Genomic DNA, 18,968 nt, shown 5'->3' with positions numbered 1-18,968 from the left:
TTTATCTTTATTTTACTTGCCACAACATGACAAATCACATTGCTAACAATGAGTTACCATTAGCACACCAACAATAAAACCAGACACTCAATAAAAAGCCACACATCCCATTGCTGAAACGTGTGGCCGTTTAGAACTGTTCTATTTCGCTCTTAGTAAGTTGAGGCGTTACTCCATCTCGCCTAGTAAGTAATCTTCATCGCTACTCACTACCGCGCCGTGCTTCAAGAAGTTCTTACCTAGGATCATGCTGTATTCAAAGCGAGAGCGATCTTGAAGGTTTACCCTCACCTCTTTCTCTAGGTCTCCAAGCTTAACCTTCATTTCTACCACTGGGCGAATGTTCACCTTCTCGCCTTTCTTGGCTTTAATACGCATCACATCAATCACTGGCTTAGTGAAGTCTTGCTTATCGCCTTGGTTGTTTTGATAGGTAAAGCTCACCATATCTTGGCCGTCTTTCTTAAATCGTTTGATGTTGACTGCGTTCATTGAGCTTACATCTGCGCCAGTATCCAACTTAGCAGGGAATGTCATGCCGCTGACTTCAACAACTTCAATGTGCCCTACTTTAAACAAAGGCTCCGATTTCAAAAGATAATCAGATCGAGTATTCACATAAACCCCATCTTTCGCCATCTTCTTACCTAAAATGAAGTAAGCCTCTTTCTCATTACTGTTAAGCACATCGATAGCAAACTCTTGTTGGCGAACTTTACCAGCGCCCAAAAACTCACCGCTTACAACCGGACGAGTATCATCACCGACCTTAAGTTTCTTAATAATTGGCTTTGTTATCTTCTGCTTCTCACCATTTACATCTGTAAGATAAAATTCAACAGAAGCATCTTTGCCTTTGCCTGTCATTTCAAAACTGTCGACCTTCAACAAAGGCGTATTGACAGTAAATGAAGCAACTGCCTTCATAGGGAAACCATCTAATGTGATATCTTCTTCCGGTGAGATAATCAGTGGCTCAGTCTTCTTCGCGACCTCGCTGAAATTCTCAGATCCTTCAGAGAGAATATTCTCAGCGTTGGTATCAATCATGAAAAGTTCGCTAGCGGTGCTTGTACCAAATCTCAACTGTGACTCGCTACTTGAGCGGTCACGTAGGTACACCAAAACGTCTTTGGTTGTGTTTTCATCGAGTTGGACTGGCACATATACCAGAGGTCTCTTTTTACCACTCACACTTAACATCCGAACCAATGGCAGTGTCATCTCTTTCTGTTTGCCATCGTTGTCGAACATATCAAACGTCACTTCACTATTCTTTTTATCTACGTCGATGTCTTTTGCATGAAGAATGCTGTATCGATTCTTTAAGGAGAAGGTCGCGTTCATCGTCATTCCGGAGATAGAAACCACCTCTTTACGGCCAACAACCGTCGCGTTTTCCTGCTCTTGCAAATAGTCGTAGCCAGCAAATACTAGGGCGTTGTCAGCAAGAAAGGTTTTGCCGATCAGCACTGGCGCAGAGAAGTGACTTCTGTCCGTCAGGTTAACGTCTGTTTTTAATTCATGGTCCGCAATAGTCAGCGACATCTTAACCGTAGGACGAAGCAAAGGCGTGCTGCTAGTACGGCTGCGTATCATGCTGACACGCTCTAAAGGCGCTTCAATTAATACCATGTCGCCTGTGCGTGGGTTTTGAACCTTGAAAGACACTACTGCCTCATATTTCGCAAAGGTGCTGCCTTCCCAATCATCGTAATCAACATCGCTATTGTTCAACACATCTTCGGTTAACGCCGCCATCAACTCTTTGTCTTTAAGGTTCTTGTAATCGGCATTCGTGCTCTTCACATGAATGTCTTCCGCATGCATAGAAGTGGTTTCTGCCCCGGTATCAATTTTACCAATGAAAGGAACGTCTTTAAGCCCTTGAACACTTGAGAGGTACACATTCTCTGTACGGCCTAATACCGCCTTACCATCGAGTTCGTAAGTCGGATTTTGAGTGGTGTGTGAAGTGTCTGTAGCCAAAGAATATTGTGAAAAAAGTAGAGTGCTTAAAAGAGTTAGAGCCAAAGGTATCTTTTTCATTAGTTGGTCCGTTGTGATCAGTTCACTAATAATACTGGCGATTCGGCAAAGAGTTCCCCCACCAGCAATGGTTCTCACAAAACGTTAACGCTATGAGTTTTTCAATGACAAACCGATGACTTTGCGCTGCATTCGCTTATCGATTATTGACTAATGGATACCCAATAACCTGTTCAATACTCAGTGTTACATTGGAGAAATGAATACAAAAAAGGCCAACGACAAGCGCTGACCTTAGCTATTCAAAACACACCTGAAGCGAGTTTAACTTGCTAAAACACAAACGGTTCTAGATAAACATAGCACTAAAAGGTGCCGACTGTTTTCTTTGCACAGATAGCTCGAGCTTTTTCTGCGTTCTCACCTTTATTTTTGAGATAGCACTGTCGATAAGATTCGACGTAGCGCTCAAATAACACTTTGGCTTCAGGTTTGGGTTTAGAGAGCAGTTGATTGACGAACTTTCTTGAGCCGACCTCAAAATGCTGAGTATCGATTGGGCTATTCCAATCCCCTCCCCAGATCATAAAGCCGTGATGGGCAAAAAGCTCAACTACATCTTCTGCCATGCCACTACGTTCAATTTCATCACGCGCGCGAAAGCGAGTACGATTCACATAGCGAGTCGCAGATTGTGAAGGCTTTACCGTGATTCGTCCGTTGCTATCAAACTCTAAGAAAGGGTTTTGAACTGGGTTGATGTCGATTGCCACACCATAGGCATGTTTCGACCAACCTCCTCCGCCTGTAATAGGACGAGCGTTAAAGGCGCTGCTGTTGTTCGCGTCCATAGAGGCACTATCATCACCTCTGAATTCACGTATTAGGCGAGCGGAATGAAGAGGGAAATTGCGCTGTTTAAGCTCTGAAAAAATTTGTTCAACAGCAGGCGCAACCTCATCAAGCACGATCATATTGCCCTGTTGTGTTTCCCCTTTGAAGTTAATGAAATCGAAATCCACCTTGGATAGTCGCTCACAACCAACGGGCGCACCACTGCTCAATACATTGTTCTTTTTCATCATGTCGCATTGCCATTGAGATATAGGCGCAACTTGAGCATAACTCACTGCACTGAGCACAGTGGCCGCACAGCCGACAATAAAACGTTTCATATCAAAGACTCAAAAATAATAGGAGTGAAAAGTAGCAGAAGTTGGAAAATAGCATATTAAGCCAAGTTGAGCGCACGCTTTGTTAGCGTGTTTTGTTCCAATAAACAATCTCTCGAACTCGTCCGTTCTGATCGACATCAGCTTCTCCACCAACACCAGAAAGTTCAGGTAAGGTCGATAATTGCGGAGCGTAATAGGCAACCAACATAAGTACAAAAGCATCGTAAAGATCATCTATCGCTACGTCTGCACGCTTGGTGGTTGAAATGGCCAACGACAAGCCGTCACACCATTGAGGGGCAAGTTGCTGAATAATAGAAAGCCGTTCCTCTTTGCCTTCTTGCGTTCGTTTGGAAAACGTCAGCGGTTCGTCTTTCAATGCTGCAAACACCACCTCAGGATGTGATTCCCTGATAGAAAGGTGGGGATGAGATTCAATGAGCTCATCAAGCTCGCGGATCTTGGGCACAATTCCCCAAGTCTGTTTAGAAAACTTCTTATCAAGCTGCTCCACATTGACACTACACGCTGTAATGTAATCGGTTTGGTAAACCGCCTCTCGGCACGGAACGGGAAAAACGGAAGAGCCACGCTTACTGGTGAGAAAGCGCCTTGCCGCTTTATCGCATAATCTATCTGGAGTAAGCGAGTCGCTAAAACCAATAGGCATGTCGATTAACGTAGTTGCTCCCGTAAGATCGTCAAGCAACTCATCGAGCGTATTTACTACTTTGAACGCAGGTATCTCATTGTCTGAGACAATCCAAGCGAACCAACCCGCCTTGCAGCCATCAATTCCGATGTATTTCATTGTGTTCTCAAATTACGTGCCCATGTTATTTACGTACTGTCGCTAACTATCGGCTTTGAATCAACTTAACTCCGGTATATATACCCACAATGATACTCAACACAGAAAAAACACCCGCCAACGACAGCACTGGCATCGCCACTAAAAGCTGAGTATCGTTCCCGCCACCGGCCATTACGGCTCCAAATCCCATAAGCACACCCGCAACTAAGTGTTTGCCCAATCGACGTATAGAGCTCAGCCTCAAAGAAAAGGATCCAGTAAATAACGCGGCGCTAACCATTCCAACTAACAGCGAGATCATCAATATAAAGCGCTCGCTGCTTGGCCAATCTTCCGCTCTTCCATGCCAGAGTGAAGTACCCATAGATTTCAATAAACCACTTGGTGTCCAGTGCGGTTCATACGTGAAAACAAAGCCTGCCATTAACCCAATCCCCAACATTGAGAACCATAACTTGCGATTTACTGCATTCATGAAGTAGCAACTCACCACAATATTGAACGAAATGATCCCAAGGAATGCATATCGGGAAAAATCAGATAATACCAACCGAGATCCTTTTAACTCACTAGGCAAAACGGGAGCAAACAACAACCAAGCAACGAACCACCCTAATATGGTCGCCAACATAACCACCTCGCCACGAGCTAAACGACTCACCGTCGATACCCCACAACCACTATTAATTGCCGCTCCGATACCAAATAAAAAACCGCCGAACAGGGAAAACAGACTCGGCCAAAACGCTGAAGATAACGCTCGCCCTTCCACTGCCGATCCTAATGCCATAAACACCCAAGCCAATGAGCCACTAAACACAATCGCGACAATCAACATTGGTGATCCGCTTGTCGCCTCTTTAACGCCCCGAACCATGCAAAGGCCGGTAGTTTGGGCGAGGTATCCCACCAGAAAGATGCAGAGCAAAGCGAGAATAAACAACATACATGGCCTCCGAATCGTGTTGATTTTATTATTGTCGTTGGTTAAATATAGTCAGAACATCCAATAACAGCGTGCAAGGACAAGCCCGAACAGGGATAATTGCTTTGATAATTAAACCAACCTCAAGCACCCAGCCGATAAAAGACTAATGACCACATACTCGTACATAGACATCCCATTCAACCTGCGCCACACCTGTTGGTTTTGTGGTGAACCTTCCAATGATGTTGTTGAATTCCCTAAGACTGCACAAGCTATTGCCAAGATAGACTATTCACCGATTGCACTGCCAGCTTGTAAGGAGTGCGCGAGTGTTAGGTATGCAAAAGATCTAACTTCGATTTGGGCTGTGCGCGATCAGATAAAACACGCACTCATCGATAAGTACGCAAAACACCTAGGCATCGGTGAAAACTGGACGGAACAAGAGCTTATTGATTCTGATTTTTCAGGTTCGACACTTGGCGGGTTTGGGCGCAGTGCTTGGAAGATGTATCAAATCGCCAAGCAGCGAATCGACTATAAAGGTTGGCCTTTATCGGTTGATGACATTGTAATAGAGGTCTACGACGAAACCAGTGGCTTTGAATTTGACGGTACTCGTTATGCTTCAATCAATTCGTGTATCGATTATTTCACCAAGGCTGCGGGCGTAGACAAAGAGCTGCTATCGCAACTTGTCGACATCGTTTCAACAGACCGTTTTAGCTACGCGCTTCGAATCGCCAAGCTGAACAAGAATGTCTCTAATACCAAACGCTCAGAGATCGTCGAAGAGGTGTTACAGCAAGAGTCTGAACAAGAAGAGATACTGCTTGAACAAGCCAACTCACTATTCAACCCGAATGTCGAAGAAGTGAGTATCTCTGGCTCAATAGCGCCTGTATTTGCAATTCAATGGGCAATGATGAATAACGTTAAAGATTCAGCTCACCTTTGTTCACTCGAAGATGATTATTTTGACTATTTCGAACACCTCGGTGGCCCTGCAGCTTTCATGTCTTATAACGGCCTACAGCTCTATTTAGAATCGCGTCAAGATCCGGAATGGGTAGAAAAGTCGGATCCAAATAAACAGTATTGGTGAACATACCTACCTACTGGTGAACACGTGTAAGCTCGATGATCGTGTTAAACACCCATTGTTAGTCATTGTTTTATATAAAGATCTAAAAAAAGCCCCCTATAACAGTTAATTGTTGCAATTCGGTTAAATAGAGTGAAAACTTCAAGCATCTAAAACTATTTAATCATTGCAATCTTGCGGTGAGTAAGGAGTGAATTGTGCTTGCTGTTCTTCGTATTATTTTGGCTACGGTGTTTATTATTTTCACCACTCTATGTGCTTTTGTTTACTGCTTGTTTAGCCCTAAGAACCCTAAGCATGTGTACGTTTTCTGCCGTTGGTTCAATCAACTACAAAAGATCGTCGGTGTAAAACTGGTGCAGCGCGGCCTAGACAATGCACCGACATCAGAAAAAAGCGTCTACATCTCTAACCACCAAAGCATATTAGACTTTGTGACTGACCCTGGGATGCTAAGGCCTCGTACCGTTTCTTTAGGCAAGCGTGATTTGTTGTATGTGCCTTTCTTTGGGCTGCTGTATTGGATCACCGGTAACATCATGATTAACCGCGAAGATAAGTCCAAAGCACGCGATACCATCAAGCAAGTGGCGGAAGCCATTCATCAGCGAGATCTGTCTGTTTGGGTTTACCCTGAAGGAACGCGCAGTAAAGGGCGTGGACTACTGCCATTCAAGACGGGCGCTTTCCGAATGGCGATTGAAGCCGGTGTGCCTATCACCCCGATGTGTACCAGCACCACACACAATAAGATTGACCTCAACCGAGTTAATAATGGCATTGTGATCACCGAGATGCTTGAACCTATAGATGTATCCGGATACAAGCTCAGCGACGCAAGAGAGTTAGCGAATCGCTGTCATGCCTTAATGGCAGAAAAAATAGCAGAGCTTGATGCCGAAGTGGCTCGTTTAGAGGCGCAACAAAACCCAGAACTGGATTCAGACGGTTCTTCTACGAACTAACTCGCAGCGAACCCACTGAGTCATCGCTCAGTTACTTAAAAAGACACTCAACGATCGCAACTCTCATTGTTCTTGTTTTACATGCCGGCGCTTATCCGCAAAATAAAAACAGGCGTTAATGGCTTTATAGAGCAATGGGAGTAAACGATGGAAGTGATTCACCATGGCGGCAAACATACCGTCACAGGATCTTGTCACGAGCTAAGAGATTCAGGCCAAGCGGTGCTCATCGATTGTGGCCTTTTTCAAGGTTTAGATCTTCAAGGTAAAAAGCTTCAAGGTGAAGATACACGCCCTCTTGATATTGAATTTGAAACTTCCCACCTTAACGCTCTGCTGCTGACTCATACTCACATTGATCATATTGGTCGATTACCTTGGTTACTCGCCAGCGGCTTTAACCAACCGATTTATTGCACGCAAGCCACCGCAGAGCTCGCCCCTTTAATGATTGAAGACGGCCTAAAACTGCAAGGGCTCAGTCATAAACAATCCAAACTCATCCTTAAAAAAATTCATTCGTTGATTGCTCCTAAGCCTTATGGGGAGTGGTTTCCAATTGTCTCTAAACAGCAAAACGACGGAAAGGATCATCATAGGCCAAATACTCTGTATGCCCGTTTTCAACCTGCAGGACATATCTTAGGTTCGGCCTATATTGAGATTAAGTTACCTAACCAAGAGGTGGTGGTCTTTTCAGGCGACTTGGGCCCAAGTAACACGCCACTGCTGCCGGATCCGAAACCACCACAACAAGCCGACTATCTGTTTATCGAATCGACTTACGGCACTAGCACGCACGACGATATTGCTTCACGATCTGAACGCCTCAAAGCAATTATTGACCGTTCGTTACTCGATGGTGGTGTCATCCTGATCCCGGCATTTAGTATCGGCAGAACACAAGAACTGTTGTTTGATATTGAAAACCTGATCTTTGAGCATCAACTCAGCGCCGATATTCCTATCATCCTCGATTCGCCTATGGCAGAGAAAGTAACGCGATCCTACCGACGCTTTAAAGAGTTATGGGGTCAAGAAGCCAAGCAGCGCCTTGAAGTGAAACGTCACCCACTCGCTTTTGAGCAATGCATTACTGTTGATGGGCATAGAATGCACAAGAAAATCGTTAATCGCCTCAAGTCGACAGGTGAACCTGCGATTGTGGTCGCAGCTTCTGGAATGTGTCAGGGCGGCAGGATAATGAACTACTTATCCGCTTTGCTGCCCGATAAACGTACCGATGTCATTTTAGCGGGCTATCAAGCACACGGAACGCTCGGGCGTGAGTTGCAACAAGGTAAAACACAGGTTTTTATTGATAACAAAGACGTTGAGGTTAATGCTCAAATTCATGGCATGTCTGGCTACTCAGCTCATGCCGATAAAGAGGATCTCAACCGATTTATAGCAGGGATTTCCGTTCCACCAAAAGAGGTGCATTTGATACATGGCGAACCAAATACTCAGTCTGAGTTCGCTCAAGAATTACTTAAACAAGGATTCAAGGTTGTTTGAAGTTGCGACCAAATTCGCGACATACTCTTTGATAAAGATTAAAACTGCCGTAATCATGCCCTCAAGAATGCAGCCACTTAGGCCTGCCCACGGACTCGATGTCGGTCATATGTTCTAGCTTACTCCGCCCTACCACTTACATAACAGCCGTTCATGCTAAGCGGATTTGAACACTGTTTTTCTCAATTTCTTTTCTTCTGTCCCCCTCCAGCTACCTTTTTGTATTAATCACTATTTATTCACTCAGCAAAACACCAACAAACAAAACAAGTTGCATATAAAGTTAAATGGAACGATTATCGAATTAGAACTAAGCGTTAACAAATCCCCTCTGTAACTTGCTTTATGTCACAGTAATCCTAATGCGCAGTTAAATAATTTAACACTTGGGTTACAAGTGAAGTATTGTGTTGTTCGAAAAACAATCATAAGTAAAACTAACAGGGAAAATACTCATGCAGTCATTCGTTGATTTTTTGAATGGAATAATCTGGAGTCCAGTACTTATCTACCTATGTTTAGGTGCAGGTTTGTTCTACTCCATCATGACTCGATTTGTTCAAATCCGTCACTTCTTTGAAATGTGGCGCTTGCTACTATCGGGTAAAAGCTCATCAAAAGGCATCTCGTCTTTCCAAGCTCTAGCCGTTTCGCTATCTGGCCGTGTCGGTACAGGTAACATTGCTGGTGTTGCTGCCGCTATCGGTTTCGGTGGCCCAGGTGCAGTATTTTGGATGTGGGTTGTGGCTTTCTTTGGCGCCGCGACTGCTTACGCAGAATCTACGCTAGCGCAAATCTACAAAGAAGAAGACGAAGGCCAGTTCCGTGGTGGTCCGGCTTACTACATTGAAAAAGCAATGGGTCAGAAGTGGTACGCATGGATCTTCGCTATCGCGACTATTTTTGCATGTGGTATTTTGCTTCCAGGTGTTCAGTCAAACAGTATTGGTAATGCTGTAGAAGCTGCATTTGGCTCAGGTGACATGATTGAAACAGCTATCGGTACATTCAGTTTCGCTAAAATTTTCACTGGTACTGTTGTTGCTATCATCCTTGCTTTCATCATCTTTGGTGGTGTTAAACGTATTGCGAACTTCACACAAATCGTTGTTCCATTCATGGCATTGGCTTACATCATCATCGCGTTCGTTATCATTCTGCTAAACATCGGCCAAGTGCCAGCTGTTTTTGCAATGATCATCGGCGATGCATTCACACCTATGGCAGGCTTCGGTGCTGCAATTGGTTGGGGTGTTAAGCGTGGTGTTTACTCAAACGAAGCGGGTCAAGGTACGGGTCCTCACGCGGCAGCGGCTGCAAGTGTTGATCACCCAGCTCAGCAAGGTTTGGTACAAGCGTTCTCTATCTACATCGATACACTTCTAGTATGTTCTGCTACAGCGTTCATGATAATCATCACTGGTGCTTACAACGTTCACGGCGGCGCTGAAGGTGTATTCCTTGTTCAGAACCTAGCAGCAAACATCGGTGCGAATGGCCCTGTGTTTACACAGCTTGCTATTGAAAGTGCGCTACCTGGCATTGGTAAGCCGTTCATCGCATTTGCTCTGTTCTTCTTCGCATTTACAACGATTCTTGCTTACTACTACATCGCAGAAACGAATATTGCTTACCTACGTCGTACCATCAAGATCCCTGGCATGATGTTCGTACTTAAGCTTGTTCTTATCACTGCAGTTTTCTATGGCACAGTTAAAACAGCGAACCTTGCATGGGCAATGGGTGATGTTGGTGTTGGCTTGATGGCATGGTTAAACATCGTAGGTATTCTGATCATCTTCTTCATGTCTAAGCCAGCGCTTAAAGCACTTGCTGATTATGAAGAGCAACAGAAACAAGGCGTAACTGAGTACACATTTAACCCTGTAAAATTAGGCATCAAAGGTGCTACTTACTGGGAAGAGAAGTACAAACGTAAAACAGGTAAGTCTCCTGAAGCAGAAGCTGCAGACGGTAAACCTGTAGAGCAGCCTTCATCGTAAGATTGCTTTTACAAATAGTTCGCTTTAACTCGCGCTCTTAAAAACGCATAAAAAAGGGGTTAGCCATTTCGGCTAACCCCTTTTGTTTTGTTCATAACAAATCGCTGTTTACAACGAGCTCATTACTCATAACGAGTTCACTGCTTATAACAAACTAACTGTTCCCAAGTTAGAGTATTAAGCTGCGATTTCTTGTGTTGCCATTTGAGGTGCTTTCTTCTCACCAACAGGCAGTACTGTGCGGCCGTATTCGTTGTTGATTACTTGTGCCATTGCAAAGTAGATAGCTGAAGCGCCACAGAAGATACCTTCGAAACCAGCGATAGTGCCGATCAATGAGCTGCCCGTGAAGTTATGAGCTGCAAGTAGGAAGAACAAGATAGTTAGTGAACCGAATACTACCTGCTTCGCTACTGGGTAGCATAGAGAACCGATGAACATGAAGCCTGTGAAGATGCCCCATAATAGTAGGTACCAACCCATGAATGCTGCAGGGCTTGCTGGTAGACCCATGTAAGGCATTACAATCAAACCAACCAAAGACAACCAGAACAGGCCGTAAGAAGTAAATGCAGTTGTACCGAACGTGTCACCACGTTTGAAACACATTGTGCCCACGATAACTTGGCTCAAACCACCGTAAAAAATACCCATCGCAAGGATCATTGAATCCATTGGGAAGAAACCTGCGTTGTGGATATTAAGAAGAATAGTGGTCATACCGAAACCCATTAAGCCTAGTGGCGCTGGGTTAGCTAGTTTGGTCGACATTGCGAATTTACCTTATTAAAGTGGTTGATTAAAAAAAATCGATAAAATTTGTAAGAAAATTTTAATCTATAAACCGCCATAAAGGATAATCAAGTTAACGCAAACTAAGGTTGTAGAAATGATCTTATGGAAAATTAGTTTCATAACAGCGCAGATTGATTCATAAGAACTATAGATAAGCAGGTTCCCTATCACGCTATAAAAAAGATGCGAGTAACGAGATGCGAAAAGAGCCTTTAGATTCAAGTAAGCGGGATACGAAGAGCGTGTTGAGATTAAAGTTAGTGATATGCATATGAAAAAGATACGAGTAACGAGATGCGGGATGAGAAAAGAGTCTTCAGATTTGAGTAAGCGAGAACCCTTAGCATCAAACTTAGACAATAGAGAGCGAGCTTTTCGTTACTCGATTACTCGCATCCCGTATCTGTTCCCCATTCGCAATCTTAAATTACGCTTGTTGTGTTTTAGATTCAGACACTTGAGATTGAACTTCTGAAGAAGCGTTTTTACTCGCATCACGCTTAGCTAATAGAGTTACAAGGATAAGCTGAGCAACAAGCGCACCTAGAACCACCAATGCACTTCCAGTAAAGCCTGCCACGACAAAACTAACTAAAGCGATAGAGCCGTTCATCAACGCATAAGGAAGCTGTGTCTTAAAGTGTTCAAACTGATCACACCCAGCCCCTGTTGAAGAAAGAATCGTTGTTTCAGAGATCGGTGAGCAATGGTCACCAAACAAACCACCAGACAACACTGCACCGATTGCGACGAGTAGCGGTGCGTCAATCGCAATCGCGGTTGGAATAACCAATGGCATCATTATCGCGAAGGTTCCCCATGATGAGCCCGTTGCGAATGAAATAATGGCAGACAACAAAAAAGCGACCGCAGGCACTAACCAGTATGGGAACCCGCTCTGCGCTTGCTCTGCGATATAAGCCGCTGCCCCCAACTCTTTACCGACTGTACTTAACGCCCAAGCCAATACCAAGATGATCGCTACGGGCATCATGTTCCCCATACCTTTTAAGTACACAGAGACACCATCTGAAAGCTTTCTTACGCCGTAGTAAGCCATGAGTGAGATTAAGGTAATCGCGGCAAAGAAATAAGCCGATGATAAAGCCGCTCTGAACGATGAACCCGCGACCTTTTGGAATGGGAAGCCTTGAGGAACCAACATGGCACACAACACCACCAGCATCACTAACAACGGCGCCCAAACAAAAGAGGCCTTTGCATTTTTATGCGAGAACGGATTCAGTGAGTCGCTATTCACGCCAGTATCGATTCCCGCTTGGCAATCACGTTCAGCTTTCGCCATTGGCCCAAAGTCTAAACCTTTTACGGACACTAACGGGACGATGAAAATCGCTAGGAATGCGTAGAACTGAAAAGGAATCGCACCGATGAAGGCATCCCAGTCAGACATGTTAACGCTCAACGCCGTAAATTCTTTCTGGATCAGGCTCATGATGTAAACGCCCCATCCAATGAAAGGGATAAGAATAGCGACGGGCGACGAGGTTGAATCAATGATGAATGCTAGCTTCTGTCTTGAAAGTTTCAGTTTATCGAAAAGGGGACGAAAAACAGGGCCAACAATTAACGGAGTGCCTAAGTCTGAGAAAAATATAACGATTCCACCCAACCATGCTGACAATTGAGCTTGGCATTTGTTGCTTACCCATTGAGTAACACGCTTGGCAAACGCAACACCACCACCCGACTTCTCCATTAGAGCAACAAAGCCACCGATGAACACCAACAGCATGATCACACCTGCGTTATAGCTGTCGGTAAGTTGAGGGACTAGGTAACCTTTAACCATGGTACCAAACGTATCAAGTGGGTTAAGTTCGCTAAACATGCCAGTAAGCATCGCAACGCCACTTAGTACGCCAGCAAAAAGGCCTATCACCACATTCCTTGTCGCCAACGACAACACCAAAGTAATCACAATGGGGATGAGTGACGTGATATCTGTCTGTTCCATAGGTACACCTTAACCCTAAAAATAAAGAATAAATATAAATTAAATTTGAATATAAATTCACAAAACCCATTTGTACAGAACTTTATCCTCTAACTGGATAATTAGTCTTTAAACGCGCTTCAACATAGCTAAATAGGCCAATCGAACTTCTTAGACAGCCAAGTTCGAAACGAAAAAAAGCCGAAAGTAGAAACTTTCGGCTTTTGATTATTTATATCATTATAGTCGTACTACTGAACTCGTAACTTAGGTCACCTCTTCAGTATTCAGACTATCAATTACAACTAATTTCATCCCAGAACCAATTCGATTGAACAGGACTTTCCCAGACGCCCGGACCGTTTTTCGCTACGAAGCACTTGCCATTATGTGTCACCTTGTCGCCATTGCTCACTTGGCTAACACCTGCTTGCCAAGTAATGAATACTGATGGGTCAACAACGACAGGCGGCTCGGTAACAGGTGGTTCAACTGGTGTTGGGTCTACCGGAGCAGGATCGACAGGTGCAGGGTCAACAGGCGATGGATCTGTCACGGGTGGTGTTGGCTCTCCAGCAACCAATTTCCAAGGGCCGCCATTGGCCGGGTCATCCCCTTGTGTCCACCATTTCGCTTCATAGGTTGCACCGTTGTGAGTAACTTGGTCACCAGCATTGTAAACCTTGGTCGCACTCCAACCGTTACCACCGGGATCAGTACCTGGGTCTACTGGATCAAGCTTATCGACCACTTTCACTTCAGGCCAGCTCGCATGTGACCCATAAAAGTTGGTCACACACTTCTCGTAATCTCCAGCAACCAAAGCTGAGTATGCGGTTTGGAAACCAACAAGTTCACATTCAAATGAGTAACCTTCAGGGCGGTCTGCGTAGTATTTCCAGTTGCCATCCCAGTTGGTGTATAACACATCAGTTGCACCGTTGAGGTTTAAGCTTCCGTAAGGCGTTTGTTGCCAACATGTATTGGCTTCATCCGCTTCTACCGGAATTTCATAGTGCGCCGCTAGCCCTTCCCAGTAACGAATACGGTTAACTGGTTGGCCTTTGTCTTTGTTCTGCTCACCACACTCGATACCACCATTAATCACGTTGATCGTGGTACCAAATCCATAACCAATACCTGCATCCAATTCGCGTTGTGAGGGTGTCCAAGTGCGGTCAATCACATGGAGCATTGCAGGTTTAGGTGCTTGAGGTGTAAGGAAGAACCAAATGGCAGAAGCCAAGTTCAACCATGAATCAGCAACCAAGCCTGGATTATTTAATAGAACCGTTGCATCGCCATCGAACATCACTTCCGAGAACGCGCCGTAGTTAAAGTGATAAGAAAGCTGTTTAGCACCACGTCCAAAGTAACCCTGCCCTGCCGCACAAGGCCAACGTGCATTCTGCCAATCGTTCTGACCACAACCGGTGGTGTAACCCTCTTGACCTTCAGACCAACCCATTTCACGAACATGCACCAGCGCTTGCTGCCACTCTTCTAGAGCTAATGGGTTATCAGAGGTGTTATCTATCGCGATGTGACCGCCCGTCTCTTGTGAGAAGTGAGCAAAAGCGGTGATGATGGATTTCTTACAGATAGCATCAGAGTCGCGACCATCGGTGTACTCTCCACAGAAGGCTGGGAATTTACCAATCGCACGTAAGAAACGAGTGTAGGTGTATTCTGGCGCAGCCATTTGAGTGAGGAAGTCCCATTCAGATTGAGGGAATACACGCTCGACTCGTTTTACGTTTTCAGGATTCGAGGCTAAACCCGGCTCAATAGCTTCAACAATACTATTGGGACGAGTTTGTAATGCTTGTGACCAGATCGCATACATAGGGTCGGATGTTTTCGCTTGTTCAGCAGCTTGTAGGGCCGACTTTTCAACAAGGTAACCATTCGGGTTTTGCGGATCAGGTTGAATGTTCAAAGACGCGTAACTGTGTGCTGCTAAAGTGCAGCCAACTATTGTCGCCAAATATTTGATTTTTAACATGATGGATTCTCTTATCTGTCCTTAATAAGTCCATCAAAGAGTATGTGGCACATAGGAAATAGCCTAGCTGTTGCGGTATGAATTTATAAAAATTGCGAGTGATAGTTTTATGTATAGTTAAACACAACAGTGTGTCTCATGGGTTATTGAGGTGATATCTAGTTTCCAACTGATTTGGTTTCTAGCGGTTATATGTGGCTCTTTAATACCCTGAATCAGAAAGAAAAAGCCCCGAACTGAGTTCGAGGCTTAAGATCTTAATCAAAACTGGTTAAATCTCTAAGAGATTATTCCCACTCGATAGTTGCTGGTGGCTTACCAGAAATATCGTAAACAACACGTGAAATGCCGTTAACTTCGTTGATAATGCGGTTAGAAACCTTACCTAGGAAGTCGTATGGTAGGTGTGCCCAATGAGCAGTCATGAAGTCGATAGTTTCTACAGCACGTAGAGATACAACCCAATCGTACTTACGACCATCACCCATTACGCCAACTGAACGTACTGGTAGGAATACCGTGAAAGCTTGAGATACTTTGTGGTAAAGGTCAGCAGCGTGAAGCTCTTCAATGAAGATAGCATCAGCACGACGCAGTAAGTCACAGTACTCTTTCTTCACTTCACCAAGGACACGAACACCTAGACCTGGACCCGGGAATGGGTGGCGGTAAAGCATGTTGTATGGAAGACCAAGCTCTAGGCCGATCTTACGTACTTCATCTTTAAACAGCTCACGTAGAGGCTCAACAAGACCCATTTCCATATCATCAGGAAGACCACCAACGTTGTGGTGAGATTTGATTACGTGTGCTTTGCCAGTCTTAGATGCTGCAGACTCGATTACGTCTGGGTAGATAGTACCCTGAGCAAGCCATTTAGCATTCTTCAGTTTCTTAGACTCTTCATCGAAGATATCTACGAATACGTGACCGATGATCTTACGCTTAGCTTCTGGTTCAGCTTCGCCTTCAAGAGCGTTAAGGAAACGTTCTTCAGCATCAACTTTAATGATGTTAAGACCGAATTGATCACCAAACATGTCCATAACCTGCTCGCCTTCGTTTAAACGAAGAAGGCCGTTATCAACAAATACACATGTTAGTTTGTCGCCGATAGCGCGGTGAGCAAGCATTGCTACTACTGATGAATCAACACCACCAGAAAGACCAAGGATAACTTCGTCGTCACCTACTTGTTCTTTAATACGTGCAACTGCATCTTCAATGATAGACGCTGAAGTCCACAGACCTTCACAACCACACGCGTTAAGAACGAAGTTCTCAAGCATTTTTAGGCCGTTTTTAGTGTGCGTTACTTCTGGGTGGAATTGAACACCGTAGTATTTCTTATCTTCGTTTGCCATTGCTGCGTATGGGCAAGTGTCTGTCTCTGCGATTTTTGTGAAATCAGCTGGGATTTCAACCACTTTGTCACCGTGGCTCATCCAAACGTCTTGAGTTGTCTCAAGGTCAGCGAAAAGTGCAGATTCACCCGTCACTTGTACAGCAGCGTAGCCGAACTCGCGCTCAGTAGACGTTGCTACTTTACCGCCAAGTTGCTCAGCCATCGTTTGCATGCCGTAGCAGATACCGAAGACAGGAACACCTGAATCAAATACGTACTGAGGTGCACGTGGAGAATTCTCTTCCGTTACACTTTCAGGGCCACCAGATAGGATGATACCGTCTGGATTGAATTCACGAATATCCGCTTCTTCTACGTCCCAGCTCCAAAGTTCACAGTAAACACCGATCTCACGAATACGACGAGCTACTAGCTGTGTGTATTGAGAACCGAAGTCCAGAATTAGAATACGTTGGTCATGAATATTTTTAGTCATTGTAAGCAGTCTTATTGGCTATGTGATAAAACGGAGGCGAGTTTACTCACCTCTGATTAACTCTTCAAGAAATAAAGCAAACGTTTTCGTAAGTTATCTATAAGGCAATGTTTTGTGAGAATCACTCTCTAAACAAAACAGGCGGTAGATATAATACCAATCACAGTAAGTAAGTGTTCAGGAATAGCGTAGGAAAAAAGCTTGAGAACGAGGCAGAATTTTCTGATAAGTAGTTATTCTACAATCAAAAATTCTAACGAAGTTATCGAGGTTTTTAACAAGCTAGGATGACCAGTTATTTACTACGATTGGTATATTAATGTGCCGACTAAATCAGCACATTATTCAAACGTTTGGACGTATTATTAACCTAAACGGTAGTTAGGTGCTTCTTTCGTGATTTGAACATCGTGTACGTGAGATTCTTTCATGCCCGCACCAGAGATACGAACAAACTCAGCTTTAGTACGCATATCTTCAACAGTTGCAGAACCCGTTAGGCCCATGCTTGAGCGTAGACCGCCCATCTGTTGGTGAACGATCTCTTTTAGACGACCTTTGTATGCGATACGACCTTCAATACCTTCTGGAACAAGCTTGTCTGCAGCGTTGTCAGATTGGAAGTAACGGTCAGAAGAACCTTGAGACATAGCGCCAAGAGAACCCATACCACGGTAAGACTTGTAAGAACGACCGTTGTAAAGGATAACTTCACCCGGTGCTTCTTCAGTACCCGCGAACATTGAACCAACCATCACACAAGATGCGCCAGCAACGATAGCTTTACAGATATCGCCAGAGAAGCGGATGCCGCCATCTGCGATTACTGGAATACCGTATTCGTTTGCTACTTCAGCTGCGTCTGCAATTGCTGTTACTTGAGGAACACCAACACCAGTAACGATACGAGTAGTACAGATTGAACCCGGGCCGATACCTACTTTAACCGCACTAACACCCGCTTCGATAAGAGCACGAGCGCCAGCGCCAGTTGCTACGTTACCACCGATGATTTGTAGATCAGGGTATGCAGCACGCGTATCACGGATACGGTTAAGTACGCCTTCAGAGTGACCGTGTGAAGAGTCGATAAGTAGAACGTCTACGCCAGCTTCAACTAGAGCAGCAACGCGCTCTTCGTTACCAGCACCAGCACCAACAGCTGCACCTACACGTAGGCTGCCGCGCTCATCTTTACAAGCGTTTGGTTTACGTTCTGCTTTGTGGAAATCTTTTGCAGTGATCATTCCTGTTAGTTGGAAGTCATCATTTACAACAAGAACTTTTTCAACACGCGCTTCGTGCATTTTCTCTTGAACTTCTTCACGAGTTGCACCTTCTTTAACAGAAGCAAGGCGAGCTTTAGGCGTCATTACTACGTCAACTTTCTTAGAAAGGTCAGTCACAAAGCGAACGTCACGGCCAGTAATAATACCAACAAGTTCGTTTGTTTCAGTAACAACAGGGAAACCGGCGAAGCCGTGTTTTTGAGTAAGAGCTACAACATCAGCGATTGTCGCGTCAGGGTTTACAGTAACAGGGTGAGAAACCACACCTGCTTCGTAAATTTTAACCTGGCGAACCATTTCAGCTTGCTGTTCAATAGACATGTTCTTATGAATGAAGCCTATTCCGCCTTCTTGTGCCAGTGCAATCGCTAGGCGAGCTTCTGTCACAGTATCCATCGATGCAGAGATCATTGGGATGTTTAGGGAAATATTCTTCGTCAGCTGAGTGCGAAGATCAGCTGTATTAGGGAGAACGGTGGAGTGTGCTGGCACTAGCAGTACGTCGTCGAATGTCAGCGCTTCTTTGGCAATTCTTAGCATTTGCAATATCTCACAATAATAGGAGTAAAAAGAAACAATCCAAT

General features: G+C 44.6%; 13 protein-coding genes. 4 read left to right on the top strand and 9 right to left on the bottom strand.

Annotated elements, in window-relative coordinates:
• Positions 1-168: 168 nt before the first annotated feature.
• From AC3CKG_RS03050 to AC3CKG_RS03035, 4 genes are all read right to left on the bottom strand, one after another.
• Positions 169-2,049 (bottom strand): ATP-dependent zinc protease family protein, encoded by a 1,881-nt coding sequence (locus AC3CKG_RS03050; protein WP_488528797.1) that lies wholly within the window; start codon positions 2,047-2,049, stop codon positions 169-171.
• A 305-nt stretch (positions 2,050-2,354) separates the two neighbouring features.
• On the bottom strand, positions 2,355-3,164 hold the full coding sequence (locus AC3CKG_RS03045) for a M15 family metallopeptidase (RefSeq protein WP_488528796.1): 810 nt from the start codon (positions 3,162-3,164) through the stop codon (positions 2,355-2,357).
• 82 nt (positions 3,165-3,246) lie between these two features.
• Positions 3,247-3,975, bottom strand: coding sequence for a DUF429 domain-containing protein (locus AC3CKG_RS03040; protein WP_488528795.1), 729 nt, complete (start codon positions 3,973-3,975; stop codon positions 3,247-3,249).
• Between the two features lie 46 nt (positions 3,976-4,021).
• Positions 4,022-4,816: a YeeE/YedE thiosulfate transporter family protein gene (locus AC3CKG_RS03035; RefSeq protein ID WP_488529221.1), complete on the bottom strand. Its 795-nt coding sequence runs from the start codon at positions 4,814-4,816 to the stop codon at positions 4,022-4,024.
• Between the two features lie 256 nt (positions 4,817-5,072).
• Here AC3CKG_RS03035 and AC3CKG_RS03030 point away from each other — a divergent pair, with 256 nt between their 5' ends.
• The 4 genes from AC3CKG_RS03030 to AC3CKG_RS03015 all read left to right on the top strand — a co-directional run bounded on the left by AC3CKG_RS03030 (position 5,073) and on the right by AC3CKG_RS03015 (position 10,497).
• Entirely contained in the window at positions 5,073-6,011 is a 939-nt protein-coding gene (locus tag AC3CKG_RS03030) for a hypothetical protein (RefSeq protein WP_488528794.1), read from the top strand.
• A gap of 197 nt (positions 6,012-6,208) precedes the next feature.
• Positions 6,209-6,976 (top strand): 1-acylglycerol-3-phosphate O-acyltransferase, encoded by a 768-nt coding sequence (locus AC3CKG_RS03025; RefSeq protein WP_017080293.1) that lies wholly within the window; start codon positions 6,209-6,211, stop codon positions 6,974-6,976.
• A gap of 147 nt (positions 6,977-7,123) precedes the next feature.
• Positions 7,124-8,494, top strand: a complete 1,371-nt coding sequence (locus AC3CKG_RS03020; RefSeq protein WP_488528793.1) for an MBL fold metallo-hydrolase — start codon at positions 7,124-7,126, stop codon at positions 8,492-8,494.
• 455 nt (positions 8,495-8,949) lie between these two features.
• Positions 8,950-10,497: an alanine/glycine:cation symporter family protein gene (locus AC3CKG_RS03015; protein WP_065105004.1), complete on the top strand. Its 1,548-nt coding sequence runs from the start codon at positions 8,950-8,952 to the stop codon at positions 10,495-10,497.
• Positions 10,498-10,674: 177 nt separating this feature from the next.
• On the opposite strand, the gene AC3CKG_RS03010 is transcribed toward AC3CKG_RS03015, so the two are convergent.
• The 5 genes from AC3CKG_RS03010 to guaB all read right to left on the bottom strand — a co-directional run bounded on the left by AC3CKG_RS03010 (position 10,675) and on the right by guaB (position 18,924).
• Positions 10,675-11,268, bottom strand: coding sequence for an acetate uptake transporter (locus tag AC3CKG_RS03010; RefSeq protein ID WP_017106470.1), 594 nt, complete (start codon positions 11,266-11,268; stop codon positions 10,675-10,677).
• Positions 11,269-11,719: 451 nt separating this feature from the next.
• Positions 11,720-13,270 carry a Na+/H+ antiporter NhaC family protein gene (locus tag AC3CKG_RS03005; RefSeq protein ID WP_488528792.1) on the bottom strand — a complete coding sequence of 517 codons (1,551 nt, stop codon included), beginning with the start codon at positions 13,268-13,270 and terminating at the stop codon, positions 11,720-11,722.
• 274 nt (positions 13,271-13,544) lie between these two features.
• Complete coding sequence (locus AC3CKG_RS03000) at positions 13,545-15,254, bottom strand: chitinase (RefSeq protein ID WP_102353024.1); 1,710 nt, start codon at positions 15,252-15,254, stop codon at positions 13,545-13,547.
• A 287-nt stretch (positions 15,255-15,541) separates the two neighbouring features.
• Positions 15,542-17,095, bottom strand: a complete 1,554-nt coding sequence (gene guaA / locus AC3CKG_RS02995) for a glutamine-hydrolyzing GMP synthase (protein ID WP_017106473.1) — start codon at positions 17,093-17,095, stop codon at positions 15,542-15,544.
• A gap of 365 nt (positions 17,096-17,460) precedes the next feature.
• Entirely contained in the window at positions 17,461-18,924 is a 1,464-nt protein-coding gene (gene guaB, locus AC3CKG_RS02990; protein ID WP_004735127.1) for an IMP dehydrogenase, read from the bottom strand.
• Positions 18,925-18,968: the final 44 nt, after the last annotated feature.

This window comes from Vibrio sp. QJM3NY_15 (genome assembly GCF_057785995.1).
Note: the sequence above shows the minus strand (reverse complement) of the source record. Positions and strands in the feature narration are given on the sequence as shown.

What these genes read in the sequence shown, in the direction of transcription:
- AC3CKG_RS03050 (WP_488528797.1), bottom strand. Translation starts at nt 2,049, where the DNA reads ATGAAAAAGATACCTTTGGCTCTAACTCTTTTAAGCACTCTACTTTTT.
- AC3CKG_RS03045 (WP_488528796.1), bottom strand. Translation starts at nt 3,164, where the DNA reads ATGAAACGTTTTATTGTCGGCTGTGCGGCCACTGTGCTCAGTGCAGTG.
- AC3CKG_RS03040 (WP_488528795.1), bottom strand. Translation starts at nt 3,975, where the DNA reads ATGAAATACATCGGAATTGATGGCTGCAAGGCGGGTTGGTTCGCTTGG.
- AC3CKG_RS03035 (WP_488529221.1), bottom strand. Translation starts at nt 4,816, where the DNA reads ATGTTGATTGTCGCGATTGTGTTTAGTGGCTCATTGGCTTGGGTGTTT.
- AC3CKG_RS03030 (WP_488528794.1), top strand. Translation starts at nt 5,073, where the DNA reads ATGACCACATACTCGTACATAGACATCCCATTCAACCTGCGCCACACC.
- AC3CKG_RS03020 (WP_488528793.1), top strand. Translation starts at nt 7,124, where the DNA reads ATGGAAGTGATTCACCATGGCGGCAAACATACCGTCACAGGATCTTGT.
- AC3CKG_RS03015 (WP_065105004.1), top strand. Translation starts at nt 8,950, where the DNA reads ATGCAGTCATTCGTTGATTTTTTGAATGGAATAATCTGGAGTCCAGTA.
- AC3CKG_RS03010 (WP_017106470.1), bottom strand. Translation starts at nt 11,268, where the DNA reads ATGTCGACCAAACTAGCTAACCCAGCGCCACTAGGCTTAATGGGTTTC.
- AC3CKG_RS03005 (WP_488528792.1), bottom strand. Translation starts at nt 13,270, where the DNA reads ATGGAACAGACAGATATCACGTCACTCATCCCCATTGTGATTACTTTG.
- AC3CKG_RS03000 (WP_102353024.1), bottom strand. Translation starts at nt 15,254, where the DNA reads ATGTTAAAAATCAAATATTTGGCGACAATAGTTGGCTGCACTTTAGCA.
- guaA (WP_017106473.1), bottom strand. Translation starts at nt 17,095, where the DNA reads ATGACTAAAAATATTCATGACCAACGTATTCTAATTCTGGACTTCGGT.
- guaB (WP_004735127.1), bottom strand. Translation starts at nt 18,924, where the DNA reads ATGCTAAGAATTGCCAAAGAAGCGCTGACATTCGACGACGTACTGCTA.